This is a genomic window from Mycolicibacterium thermoresistibile, from assembly GCF_900187065.1.
In the GTDB taxonomy this organism is placed as follows: domain Bacteria; phylum Actinomycetota; class Actinomycetes; order Mycobacteriales; family Mycobacteriaceae; genus Mycobacterium; species Mycobacterium thermoresistibile.
On sequence record NZ_LT906483.1, the window covers coordinates 282,418 to 294,533 of the forward strand.

At 68.5% G+C, this 12,116-nt stretch carries 10 protein-coding genes; 4 read left to right on the plus strand and 6 right to left on the minus strand.

Features of this window, described 5'->3' with window-relative positions:
- The first annotated feature begins 77 nt into the window (after positions 1–77).
- Both CKW28_RS01245 and CKW28_RS01250 read left to right on the plus strand, forming a co-directional pair.
- Positions 78–1,274, plus strand: a complete 1,197-nt coding sequence (locus CKW28_RS01245; protein WP_050811898.1) for a glycoside hydrolase family 3 N-terminal domain-containing protein — start codon at positions 78–80, stop codon at positions 1,272–1,274.
- A 34-nt stretch (positions 1,275–1,308) separates the two neighbouring features.
- Positions 1,309–1,977: a TetR/AcrR family transcriptional regulator gene (locus tag CKW28_RS01250; RefSeq protein WP_040546231.1), complete on the plus strand. Its 669-nt coding sequence runs from the start codon at positions 1,309–1,311 to the stop codon at positions 1,975–1,977.
- Here the strand turns inward: CKW28_RS01250 and purU are convergent.
- From purU to CKW28_RS01265, 3 genes are all read right to left on the minus strand, one after another.
- The gene (gene purU, locus CKW28_RS01255; RefSeq protein WP_003924443.1) at positions 1,959–2,846 is read right to left on the minus strand and encodes a formyltetrahydrofolate deformylase; all 888 of its coding nucleotides are present in this window, start codon (positions 2,844–2,846) and stop codon (positions 1,959–1,961) included. The genes CKW28_RS01250 and purU overlap by 19 nt on opposite strands.
- A 159-nt stretch (positions 2,847–3,005) precedes the next feature.
- The gene (locus CKW28_RS01260; protein WP_003924442.1) at positions 3,006–3,866 is read right to left on the minus strand and encodes a MaoC/PaaZ C-terminal domain-containing protein; all 861 of its coding nucleotides are present in this window, start codon (positions 3,864–3,866) and stop codon (positions 3,006–3,008) included.
- Positions 3,867–3,876: 10 nt separating this feature from the next.
- Complete coding sequence (locus CKW28_RS01265) at positions 3,877–5,238, minus strand: 3-oxoacyl-ACP reductase (RefSeq protein ID WP_003924441.1); 1,362 nt, start codon at positions 5,236–5,238, stop codon at positions 3,877–3,879.
- Between the two features lie 95 nt (positions 5,239–5,333).
- Here CKW28_RS01265 and CKW28_RS01270 point away from each other — a divergent pair, with 95 nt between their 5' ends.
- Positions 5,334–6,635, plus strand: a complete 1,302-nt coding sequence (locus tag CKW28_RS01270) for an acetyl-CoA C-acetyltransferase (protein WP_003924440.1) — start codon at positions 5,334–5,336, stop codon at positions 6,633–6,635.
- Between the two features lie 386 nt (positions 6,636–7,021).
- Here the strand turns inward: CKW28_RS01270 and CKW28_RS01275 are convergent, their stop codons facing one another.
- Positions 7,022–8,278 (minus strand): YkvI family membrane protein, encoded by a 1,257-nt coding sequence (locus CKW28_RS01275; RefSeq protein ID WP_003924439.1) that lies wholly within the window; start codon positions 8,276–8,278, stop codon positions 7,022–7,024.
- Between the two features lie 63 nt (positions 8,279–8,341).
- On the opposite strand from CKW28_RS01275, the gene CKW28_RS01280 reads away from it, so the two are divergent.
- Positions 8,342–9,283 (plus strand): TIGR03564 family F420-dependent LLM class oxidoreductase, encoded by a 942-nt coding sequence (locus CKW28_RS01280; protein ID WP_003924438.1) that lies wholly within the window; start codon positions 8,342–8,344, stop codon positions 9,281–9,283.
- A 122-nt stretch (positions 9,284–9,405) separates the two neighbouring features.
- Here CKW28_RS01280 and CKW28_RS01285 read toward each other — a convergent pair whose 3' ends face one another.
- Together CKW28_RS01285 and CKW28_RS23840 are read right to left on the minus strand one after the other, a co-directional pair.
- On the minus strand, positions 9,406–11,241 hold the full coding sequence (locus tag CKW28_RS01285; RefSeq protein ID WP_003924437.1) for an acyl-CoA dehydrogenase: 1,836 nt from the start codon (positions 11,239–11,241) through the stop codon (positions 9,406–9,408).
- A gap of 534 nt (positions 11,242–11,775) precedes the next feature.
- Complete coding sequence (locus tag CKW28_RS23840; RefSeq protein ID WP_003924436.1) at positions 11,776–11,937, minus strand: hypothetical protein; 162 nt, start codon at positions 11,935–11,937, stop codon at positions 11,776–11,778.
- Positions 11,938–12,116: the final 179 nt, after the last annotated feature.

Genomic DNA, 12,116 nt, shown 5'->3' on the forward strand with positions numbered 1-12,116 from the left:
ATCAGCCTAGGGGAGCCCGGGGGCGGTTCCGCGCGGCGGTCGCCCCGGATCCGGGTCAACCAGTACGCTCGGTCACCATGGCCCGATCCGGTACGGCCCCGTCCCGTCGGTTGTGGTCCCGTCGGTGGTGCGCACTCGCGGCGTTGCCCGCGTTGACGCTCGCCTGCTCACCGGCGGCCGAACGACCCGCCGAGCCCGAACCCGACCCGCCCGCGGTCGTCGCGACACCCGCCGCGACCCCGCTGAGCACCCCGCTGCCCGCCGCGCCGCCGGCCGGCTGCGGCGACGCGCAATCGGTGCTGGCCTCCATGGAGCTGCGGGACAAGCTGGCCCAGCTGCTGATGGTCGGCGTGAACGGCGCCGCCGACGCCCGCGCGGTGGTCAACGACCATCGGGTCGGCGGCATCTTCGTCGGCAGCTGGTCGGATCTGTCGATGCTGTCGGACGGTTCGGTGGCCGACATCGCCGCCTCGGCCGGCCCGTTCCCGCTGGCCGTCAGCGTCGACGAGGAGGGCGGCCGGGTGTCGCGACTGTCCGGGCTGATCGGACCGCAGCCGTCGCCGCGGTCGTTGGCCCGGACCCGCAGCCCCGAAGAGGTGCAGGTGATCGCCCGGGAGCGCGGCCAGGCCATGCGCGGCCGCGGCATCACCATCGACTTCGCCCCGGTGGTCGACGTCACCGACGCCGCCGACAACTCGGTGATCGGGGACCGGTCGTTCGGCGCCGACCCGGAGACCGTCACCGCCTACGCCGGGGCGTACGCCCGCGGGCTGCGCGAGGGCGGGGTGATGCCGGTGCTCAAACATTTCCCGGGGCACGGCCGGGCCTCTGGTGACTCCCACGCGTCCGGGGTGGTGACCCCGCCGCTGGCCGACCTGGAGGCCACCGATCTGGTCCCGTACCGCGCGCTCGTCGGCGAGCAGGTCGCGGTGATGGTCGGGCATCTGCAGGTGCCCGGCCTGACCGGCGGTGAGCCGGCCAGCCTGAGCCCGGACGCCTACCGGCTGCTGCGGTCGATGGGATACCACGGCCCGGTGTTCACCGACGACCTGTCCGGGATGCGGGCGATCACCGACCGGTACGGGGTGGCCGAGGCGGTGCTGCGCAGCCTGCAGGCCGGTGCCGACGTCGCGTTGTGGCTGACCACCGCCGAGGTGCCCGCGGTGCTGGACCGGCTGGAAGCGGCCGTCGCCGCCGGTGAGTTGTCCGAGGCCCGGGTCGACGAATCGGTGCTGCGCCTCGCCGGCGCCAAGGGGTACACCCCGCGCTGTTGAGCAGGAAGGTTCGGCCATCTCCTACTCTGGAGTAATGGCAGGTGGAACCAAACGTTTGCCGCGCGCTGTCCGCGAGCAGCAGATGCTCGACGCCGCGGTGCAGATGTTCTCGGTGAACGGTTATCACGAGACCTCGATGGACGCCATCGCGGCGCAGGCCGAGATCTCCAAGCCGATGCTGTATCTGTACTACGGCTCCAAGGAGGAGCTGTTCGGCGCCTGCCTGAAGCGTGAGCTCTCCCGTTTCGTCGAGACGGTGCGCGCCGACATCGACTTCTCCCAGAGCCCCAAGGACCTGCTGCGCAACGCGGTGCGGTCGTTTCTGACCTACATCGACACCAACCGGGCGTCCTGGCTGGTGCTCTACACCCAGGCCACCAGCTCGCAGGCGTTCGCCCACACCGTGCGGGAAGGCCGCGAACGCATCATCGACCTGGTGGCCCGGCTGCTGCGGTCGGGCACCCGCCACCCCGAACCGGACACCGACTTCGACATGATGGCCGTCGCGCTGGTGGGCGCCGGGGAGGCGGTGGCCACCCGGGTCAGCGCCGGTGACGCCGAGGTCGACGAGGCCGCCGAACTGTTGATCAACCTGTTCTGGCGCGGCCTGAAGGGCACCCCGGCCGAATCCCACGAGGACACCCACCGGGAGAACGGCCAGGACGTGGACCGCGACGGGGTGGATCAGAGCACGACGGTCTGATTTCCGTACCGGATCACCCGGTCCTCGCAGTGCCAGCGCACTGCGCGGGACAGCACCACTCGCTCGACATCGGCGCCCATCCGGCGCAGATCGTCGACGGTGTCGCGGTGGTCGACCCGCACCACGTCCTGCTCGATGATCGGCCCCTCGTCGAGCTCCTCGGTGACGTAGTGCGCGGTGGCGCCGATGAGCTTGACGCCCCGGTCCTTGGCCTGTTGGTACGGGGCGGCGCCGATGAACGCCGGCAGGAACGAGTGGTGGATGTTGATCAGCGGCACCCCGACCTCGTCGAGGAAACGCGGGGTGAGGATCTGCATGTAGCGGGCCAGCACCACCAGGTCGACATTGCCCCGCAGCAACTCCAGCTGACGCTGTTCGGCCTGTTCCCGGATCTCCTTGGAGGCCGGCACGTGGATGAACGGCACATCGAACGGACGCACCTGATCGGCCAGCTCCGGATGGTTGGCGATCACCATCACCACGGTCATGTTCAGCTCGCCGCGGCGGTTGCGCCACAGCAGGTCCAGCAGGCAGTGGTCCTCCCGCGACGCCATGATCGCCACCCGTTTGGGTCTGGCCGCCTCGGTCAGCTTGAAGTCCATCCCGAACCGGCCGGCGACCCGTTCGGCGAACTCGCGTTCCAGGGTGTCGCGCACCGCCGGCAGACCCGGCAGGTGGAAGATGGTGCGCTGCATGAAGATCCCACCGGTCTGTTCGGTGGAATGTTGATCCAGCGAGATGATGTTGGCGCCCGCCTCGGCGAGGAAGGCGCTGACCGCCGCCACCAGACCGGGGCGGTCCGGGCACCGCAGCAACAGCCGGCCCACGTCGGCGACCGGCAACTCGGCGTGATCAGAGCGGGGATACACGGCCCCTAGCGTCTCATGACCACACCGGCGGGTTATCCGGGGTGAGCCGTCGGACGTGAGCTCGTGCGCGACGTCAGCGCGCCGGAAAGACACCCGAGCGCACGTTCGAGCAGCGGTGCGGGGCCCGACCGCGGCCGGGCCCCGCCGCGACCACCGCGACTACAGCGGGGTGACCATTGCCGTCAGGTGCGGATACCCCTTGGTCAGATGCCGCAGCGCCAGCTCCCACCCGCCGTCGGTCTGCTGCACGTACAGACCGGCGGCGGCGGGCAGCACCAGCGGCTTGCCGAACCGCACCGAATACCGGACCGCGTCCGGCAGTCGCCCCTCGATGTTAGCGAGCACCGCCGCGGCGGTGTACATCCCGTGCGCGATCACCGTCGGGAAGCCGAACAGCTTGGCGCCCAGCGAACTGGTGTGGATCGGGTTGTGATCACCGCCCACCGACGCGTACCGCCGGATCTGGCCCGGCGTGACGCGCAGCACCGCGTTCGGCGGCCCCAGCTTCGGCTGTTTGGCCGGCGGCGGTTTCGGCTCATCCGACAGGCTGGTGCGCTGCTGGTGCAGAAACGTCGACACCTGATGCCAGGCCGCCTCATTGCCGACGTAGATGTCGGTGACCAGGTCGACCAGCAGCCCGCGCCGGTGCTCGCGCAGGTTCTCGGCGTGCACCGAGATGTTGACGATGTCGGTGACCAGGATCGGCCGCTGCTGGGTGATGTGGTTCTCCACATGCACCGCGCCGATCGCCGGGAACGGGAAGTCGAACCCGGACAGCAGTTCCATCACGTGCGGGAACGTCAGCGCGAAGGGATAGGTGAGCGGCACCTGATCCCGGAACAGCAGTCCGGTCACCGCGGCGTAGTCGGCGACGTGGGCGGCGTCGATCGGCAGATCGGTGGCCGTCACGGTGCGCTTGGGCAGCGTGCCGTCACGGCGGACCACCGGCAGCGCCCCGGCCGCCGCGCGCACCATGTTCAGCAGGCCGTTCGGCTGACTTGCAGTGTGACGCGTCATCATGACCTCCCGATCACGCCCCGAGCATGGCCTGTCCGCACACCCGGATCGTGTTGCCGGTCACGGCATTCGACGCGGGGTTGGCGAAGTATGCGATGGTCTCGGCGACGTCGACGGGCTGACCGCCCTGGTACAGCGAGTTGAGCCGGCGGCCGACCTCCCGGGTGGCGAACGGGATCGCCTCGGTCATCTTGGTCTCGATGAAACCCGGTGCGACGGCGTTGATCGTGATGTTCTTCTCGGCCAGCACCGGCGCCAGCGCATCGGTCAACCCGATCATGCCGGCCTTGGTGGCGGCGTAGTTGGTCTGACCGCGGTTGCCGGCGATCCCGGCCATCGACGACAGGCCGACCACCCGGCCGCCCTCGGCCAGCGTGCCGTTGCCGAACAGCCCCTCGGTGAGGCGTTGCGGGGCGAGCAGATTGACGGCGATGACGGCGTCCCACCGGTCTTCGGTCATGTTGACCAGCAGTTTGTCGCGGGTGATCCCGGCGTTGTTGACCAGGATGTCGACCTTGCCGTCATAGTGCTCGCGCACATGCTCGGTGATCCGGTCCACCGCGTCGTCGGCGGTGACGTCGAGGACCAGCGCGGTGCCGTTCACCTTCGCGGCGGTCTCGGCGAGTGCGTCATTGGCCCCCGCGGCATCGCCGATGTCCACGGCCACCACCCGGGCACCGTCGCGGGCGAACACCTCGGCGATCGTCGCGCCGATACCCCGGGCGGCCCCGGTGACCACCGCGACCTTGCCGTCGAGCGGCTTGTCCCAGTCGGCCGGCGGCACCGAGTCGGCGGGCCCGACCCGGAACACCTGACCGTCGACGTAGGCCGACTTGGCGGACATGATGAACCGGATGGTCGACTCCAGTCCGGTGGCCGCCGGTTTGGCCTCGGGGGACAGGTAGACCAGGTTCACCGTGGCGCCGCGGCGCATCTCCTTGGCCAGCGACCGGGTGAAGCCCTCCAGGGCGCGCTGGGCGATGCGCTCGTTGACGCTGCCGGTCTCCTCGGGCGTGGTGCCCACCACCGCGATCCGGGCGCACGGGCCGACATTGCGCAGCAGCGGGGTGAAGAACTCGTAGAGCGCCTTGAGCCCGGCCGGTTCGGTGATCCCGGTGGCATCGAAGAGCAGCCCGCCGAACTTGTCGGCCCAGCGGCCCCCGAGGTTGTTGCCGACCAGTTGGTAGTCGTCGGCCAGCGCGGTGCGCAGCGGTTCGACGACCCGGCCGTCCCCGCCGATCAGCAGTGAACCGGCCAGCGGCGGCTCACCGGGCCGGTACCGGCGCAGCGGTTCCGGCTGCGGAATGCCGAGTTGTCTGGCGAGGAACGACCCGGGTGTCGAGTGGACGATTTGCGAGTACAGATCGGTTGCCATAAGACGAACTTACTCCAGAGTAAGAAGCGTGGGTACTATGACTTCGGTAACCCCATAACGGAGGTAACAAACCCCCGACAACGGAGGCAACAGACGTGGCCAATAACGATTCCCGCCGCCGGGTCGCCATCCTGGGCGGCAACCGGATTCCCTTCGCCCGTGCCGACGGCGTGTATGCCGACGCCTCGAACCAGGACATGTTCACCGCGGCGCTGAGCGGCCTGGTCGACCGGTTCAACCTGGCCGGTGAGCGGCTCGGTGCCGTCATCGGCGGTGCGGTGCTCAAACACAGCCGCGATTTCAACCTGATCCGCGAATGCGTGCTGGGCAGCGCGCTGTCCTCCTACACCCCGGCCTTCGATCTGCAGCAGGCGTGCGGCACGGGTCTGCAGGCCACCATCGCCGCCGCCGACGGGATCGCCGCGGGCCGGTTCGAGGTGGCCGCCGCCGGCGGTGTGGACACCGCCTCCGACGCGCCGATCGCGTTCGGCGACGATCTGCGCCGGGTGCTGTTGGGGTTGCGCCGGTCGAAGTCCAACGTGGAGCGGCTCAAGCTGGTCGGCAAGCTGCCGGCCTCACTGGGAGTGCAGATCCCGGTCAACAGCGAGCCGCGCACCGGCCTGTCGATGGGGGAGCACGCCGCCATCACCGCCAAGGAGATGGGCATCAAACGCGTCGATCAGGACGAGCTGGCCGCGGCCAGCCACCGCAATCTGCAGGCCGCCTATGAGCGGGGCTTCTTCGACGATCTGATGACCCCGTTCCTCGGGCTGTACCGCGACAACAACCTGCGTCCGGACACCTCGACCGAGAAGCTGGCCAAGCTCAAGCCGGTGTTCGGCGTCAAGGCCGGGGACGCGACCATGACCGCCGGCAACTCGACTCCGCTCACCGACGGCGCCTCGGTGGCGCTGCTGGCGTCCGAGGACTGGGCGGAGAAGCGCGGGCTGGAACCGCTGGCCTACTTCGTCGACGCCGAGACCGCGGCGGTGGACTACGTCACCGGCCGGGACGGCCTGCTGATGGCGCCCACCTATGCGGTGCCGCGCCTGCTCGCCCGCAACAACCTCAGCCTGCAGGACTTCGACTTCTACGAGATCCACGAGGCGTTCGCGTCGGTGGTGCTGGCCCAGTTGCAGGCCTGGGAGTCCGAGGACTACTGCAAGGAGCGGCTCGGCCTGGATCAGCCGCTGGGCAGCATCGACCGGTCCAAGCTCAACGTCAACGGCTCCTCGATCGCGACCGGGCATCCGTTCGCGGCCACCGGCGGCCGGATCGTGGCCCAGCTGGCCAAGCAGCTGGCGGAGAAGAAGAAGGAGACCGGCAAGACGGTGCGCGGGCTGATCTCCATCTGCGCGGCCGGCGGCCAGGGCGTGGTGGCCATCCTCGAGGCCTGACGGACCCCGGCCTGACGGACCCCGTCGGACCCTGACGGATCCCGACGGAGTCCGACGGAGAAATTTTCCCGCCCCGGTGTAACGCCGCGCCGGGGTGCGGCGATACACCGGTTAGCTCCGTGCTGTCGTCTGACCCCCCGACCCGACGGCAGCACGGAGCATTCCTTTCGTGCCGATGCGCTCGCCGGAATTTCTGGGCGCACACCTCTGGTCTGAGGGGAGTCAGAGGCGTACGCTCAGAAGCACGACGGGTTCGGGAGTGACCTATCCGAACAGCCGGTGAACAGGGTGAAAGCCGGCGACGTGAAACACGTTGAAACGTCCCTGAATGTCCTCCCGAACCCGCCCTTTATTCGTGCCCCGAACCTCCCGTGCCCTGAAAAGGGTCACTGGTCCAGTGCGGTGGGCTGCGGCGACGCCTCCGGGTTGACCGGGCTCGCCGGGGTGTTAGTCGGCCGGTGGCCGCGGGGGTCGGTCGGTTCGGTGAACGCATGACCACGGCGCCGCACGATCAGATAGGTGCCGCGCACCAGCAGCGGCACCGCGAACACCACGATCATCGCGTACGCCATCGCGGTGTAGCCCTTGGCGACCAGGTCGATGATGCCCACCTGGGCCAGCAGCAACGCCAGCAGCAGGGTGGCCACCGCGATGATTCCGCTGGTCCGCCGCGTCATCGGCGGCCGGTCGGCGTCGATGAGGTTCTGGCTGATCCGGGCCAGCAGCGCGTAGATCATGCCGGTCGCCGTCTCGATGAGCGTCCAGCCGACCACGATGCCGAAGATCACGATCACCCACGCGGCTTCCGCCCCGAGCATCTCCAGCCACGGCACATCGGCGCCGAACACCGACTCGTCGGGGTAGAAGCCCATCAGCGCGAAGTAGGTGAGGAACCACGGCACCGTCATCAGCAGACCGGCGACCAGTCCGGCGACCGCGGTGTCGCGCAGCCGGGTCTGCCGGTGCGCGGTGAACAGCGCCGCCGGATACACCGCGAGGTTGTAGCCGACATAGAGCACGCCGGTCCACAACACCCACCAGATCGACGCCGTCGGTTCCAGCGCGTGGCTGCCCGAGCGCAGTGTCTCCCCGACACTGTCCCAGTGGCGGTGCAGCACCAGCGCCGCGAACAGCGCGTAGCCGGAGAACAGCGCCACCGTGCCGGCAGTCTTGAACCGTTCGATGACGCCCTCGCCGTAGAAGTTCAACAAGCCGACGATGACGACGATCAGCGCGATGCCCACGATCTGCGGTGTGCCCAGCGTCGCCTGCAGGATCGAACCGGTGGCGGCGGCCATGATCGCGATGATCAGGATCGCCAGCATGATGTAGACGATGTCGAACAACCAGTACAGCGGTCCGATCAGGATCCGCAGCAGGTTGCGGTAGTCGAAAACCTGGAACCGGCGCGCCATCTCGAACATCAGGAACGCCATCAGCCCGAAACCGGCGAAGATCGCCAACCCGGCGATCCACCCGAGCGCGCCGAACTTCGCGCCGAACTCGACGATCTCGCGGCCGGTCGCGTACCCGCCGCCGATCAGCACCGACTGCAGGATCACACCGGGCAGCAGCCAGCGACCGTACCGGCCCTCGAAGAACCCACCCCGCCGGTGCGCTGTCGATTGTTCGGTGGTTTGCATGGTGTGGCAGATTAGCCGGTGAACCGGCCGACCACCCACCGGATGGGTGTTTTGATGGCAGGCATGCGGATCAGCCTCAGCATCGTCGGCCTCACCCCCGACGGCCCCGACCCGATCGACTCCCTGGTGCGCGACCTCACCGCCCTGCGCGACGCCGGTTTCGGCAGAGTCTGGTTGGCCCAGTTGCCTTTCGACATCGACCTGCCGACCGTGCTGGGCATCGCGCTGCGTGCGGTCGACGGGATCGAGGTGGGCTCCGGGGTCATCCCGATCCAGCCGCAGCATCCGATGCAACTGGCACAGCGGGCGCTGACCCTGTCACTGATCAGCGGGGGCCGCTTCCTGCTCGGCATCGGGATGAGCCACCGGATGGTCGCCGAGGGTATGTGGGGCGTGAGCTGGGACCGGCCGGTGCGCCAGATGCGTGAGTATCTCGACGGTCTGCAGCCGCTGCTGGCCGGGCGGCCCGCCGACGTCACCGGGGAGTTCTGGAGCACCCGCGGGGCGCTGAGGCTGGCCGGGGGCGGGACTTCGCCGCCGGAACCGCCGGTGTATCTCGCCGCGCTGGGGCCGCAGATGCTGCGGCTGGCCGGGCGGCGCACCGCCGGCACGTTGACCTGGATGACCGGGCCGAAGACTCTGGCCGGCCACATCGTGCCGACGTTGCGGCAGGCCGCCGCCGACGCCGGCCGGTCCGGGTCCGACGTCCGCGTCGTGGCGTCACTGCCGGTCAGCGTCACCGACGACGTCGAGGGCGCGCGGGCGCAGGCGGTGGAGCAGTTCGCGGTGTACGGCACCCTGCCGTCGTACCGGGCCATGCTGGACCGGGAGGGCTACGTGAACCCCGAGGACGCGGCGATCATCGGCGACGAGCAGACGGTGTCGCAGCGCCTCGATGAACTGGCCGCTGCCGGCGTCGACGAGTTCACCGCCGCGGTGTTCGACGCCGACCCCGAGATCAGGGCCCGCACCCGGGCGTTGCTGGTCTCACGGCAGACCGGTTAGCCAGACCGGTTGGCCAGAACCCCGAGAGACAGCGGATCCCGGGAAGACGAGAGCACGGCCGCCGCAACCGGGTTGCGACGACCGTGCCCTTTTTCGCGTTGTCCGCGGACCTGATCAGCGGATCAGAACGCCGCCTCGTCGAGTTCCATGATCTCGTTGTCGATGTTCTCGATGACGTGACGCATGCTGGTCAGCAGCGGCAGGAAGTTCTTGGCGAAGAACGACGCCGCCGCGACCTTGCCCTCGTAGAAGGCGCGCTCGTCACCCTCGGCGCCGGCGTCCAGCTTCTCCAGGGCCACCGCGGCCTGCTCCTGCAGCAGCCAGCCGATCACCAGGTCGCCGACGCTCATCAGGTAGCGCACCGATCCGAGACCCACCTTGTAGATGTTCTTCGGATCCTCCTGCGCCGACATCAGGTAGCCGGTCATGGCGGCCGTCATCGCCTGTACGTCGTTGAGCGCGGTCTGCAGCAGTTCGCGCTCCTTCTTGAGCCGGCCGTTACCGGACTCGTTCTTGACGAACTTCTCGATCTGGCCGGACAGGTACGTCAGCGCCTGACCCTTGTCGCGGACGATCTTGCGGAAGAAGAAGTCCTGCGCCTGGATGGCGGTGGTGCCCTCGTACAGCGAGTCGATCTTCGAGTCGCGGATGTACTGCTCGATCGGGTAGTCCTGCAGGAAGCCCGAACCACCCAGCGTCTGCAGGGACTCGGTCAGCTTGGCGTACGCCTGCTCCGAGCCGACACCCTTGACGATCGGCAGCAGCAGGTCGTTGACCCGCATCGCCAGATCGGCGTCGACACCGTGCACGGCCTCGGCCACCGCGGCGTCCTGATAGGTCGCGGTGTAGAGGTACATCGCCCGCATGCCCTCTGCGTAGGCCTTCTGCGTCATCAGCGACCGGCGCACGTCGGGGTGGTGGGTGATGGTCACCCGCGGTGCGGTCTTGTCGGTCATCTGGGTCATGTCGGCGCCCTGCACACGCTCCTTGGCGTACTCGAGCGCGTTGAGATAGCCGGTGGACAGCGTGGCGATCGCCTTGGTGCCCACCATCATCCGGGCCTGCTCGATGACATCGAACATCTGCCGGATGCCCTCGTGCACGTCGCCGACGAGCCAACCCTTGGCCGGCACGCCGTGCTGGCCGAACGCCAGCTCACAGGTCGCCGAGACCTTCAGGCCCATCTTGTGCTCGACGTTGGTGACGAAGACGCCGTTGCGTTCGCCGGGTTCACCGGTCTCCGGATCGAAGAGGAACTTCGGTACGAAGAACAGCGACAGACCCTTGGTGCCCGGTCCCGCGCCCTCCGGACGCGCCAGCACCAGGTGGAAGATGTTCTCGAACAGGTCGTCGGAGTCGGCCGAGGTGATGAACCGCTTCACACCCTCGATGTGCCAGGAGCCGTCCGGCTGCTCGATCGCCTTGGTGCGGCCGGCGCCGACGTCCGAACCGGCATCCGGTTCGGTGAGCACCATGGTGGAACCCCACTGGCGCTCGACGGCGATCTTGGCCCACTTCTTCTGCTGCTCGTTGCCCAGCTTGTAGAGGATGCTGGCGAAGCCGGCGCCGCCGCCGTACATCCACACCGCGGGGTTGGCGCCGAGCAGGTGCTCGTGCAGCGCCCACACCAGGGCACGGGGCATCGGCATCCCGCCGAGCTCCTCTTCGATGCCGACCTTGTCCCAGCCGGCGTCAAGAACCGCGCGCACCGACTTCTTGAAGTTCTCCGGCAGCGACACCGAGTGGGTCTCCGGGTCGAAAGTCGGCGGGTTACGGTCGCCCTCGACGAACGAGGCGGCTACGGGCCCTTCCGCCAGGCGGCTGATCTCGGCGAGCATCTCCCGTGCCGTGTCGACATCGAGGTCGCTGTACTCGCCCTGGCCCAGCGCCTTGTCGACGCCGAACACCTCGAACAGGTTGAATTCCTGGTCACGGACATTGCTCTTGTAGTGGCTCACTATTCCTCCTCGACGAGACGGCCACCGACGGTTGGGTACTTGCGATGTAAGTTACCCACCGGTAACTCTTGGAACTATACCGCTCGGTAACTTCAACGCAAAGCCGCCACGGGCAATTTCCGCCATCTAACCAACCAATTGGTTGGCCGGGGTCCGGCGGGGGTATCCACCCCGGTTGTGCCGGGGTCTGCGCGGCTGGTTCGACACCACCGCCCAGCGGTTGAGAAGCGCCCGGATCCACCCCCTGAGCAGGTGTGATCCGTCCAGGTCGACGATGCGCGCCGGCATCGGGCAGCGGCCCGCGAGTCGGCGCGGGGCCGCGGCGCCCAGCAGACGGGGTCTGCCCGTCGGGGATGTGGGAAACACCACATCCCCGACGGGGCAACATCGGGTGGTATCGGGAGGTGGTATCGGGAGGTGTCGGAAGGTTATCGGTAACCGAAAGGATTCAGCCGGAGGCTTCAGCCGAAGCCGGTCGGGCTGATCGAGTCCGATCGATCCGACCGAAGGGAAAGAAAGGGGCAGGCCGCTCCACTACGGGCGGGCGGCCAGTTCCTCTCGGTAGCGCTGGATCCGATCTTCGATCTCCGCGGCGTCGGCCAGCCGGTTCTCCTTGCGGGCCAATTGAGCGCGGAGGGTCAGCTCGCGGATCGCCTTGCGAATCTCGTTGATGCTGTAAACGCGTCCGACGGTCATGACTGCCTTTCTCGACTGATCGACGTTGATCGGTCTCGGCCGCTCGAGTGCGGTCTCGGCCTCCGGCACCGGTCGCCGGCGGATCCAGCCGTCACGGATCCGGCCGGCCGGCGCCCCCGCAGCATCGGGCTCGCCGCAGGTGGTGTTGTGACCGAGGTTACCCAAATCCGCGACGGACG

Excerpts from the sequence above, each read along its gene's own strand:
- CKW28_RS01245 (WP_050811898.1), top strand. The coding sequence starts at position 78 with ATGGCCCGATCCGGTACGGCCCCGTCCCGTCGGTTGTGGTCCCGTCGG.
- CKW28_RS01250 (WP_040546231.1), top strand. The coding sequence starts at position 1,309 with ATGGCAGGTGGAACCAAACGTTTGCCGCGCGCTGTCCGCGAGCAGCAG.
- CKW28_RS01260 (WP_003924442.1), bottom strand. The coding sequence starts at position 3,866 with ATGATGACGCGTCACACTGCAAGTCAGCCGAACGGCCTGCTGAACATG.
- CKW28_RS01265 (WP_003924441.1), bottom strand. The coding sequence starts at position 5,238 with ATGGCAACCGATCTGTACTCGCAAATCGTCCACTCGACACCCGGGTCG.
- CKW28_RS01275 (WP_003924439.1), bottom strand. The coding sequence starts at position 8,278 with ATGCAAACCACCGAACAATCGACAGCGCACCGGCGGGGTGGGTTCTTC.
- CKW28_RS01280 (WP_003924438.1), top strand. The coding sequence starts at position 8,342 with ATGCGGATCAGCCTCAGCATCGTCGGCCTCACCCCCGACGGCCCCGAC.
- CKW28_RS23840 (WP_003924436.1), bottom strand. The coding sequence starts at position 11,937 with ATGACCGTCGGACGCGTTTACAGCATCAACGAGATTCGCAAGGCGATC.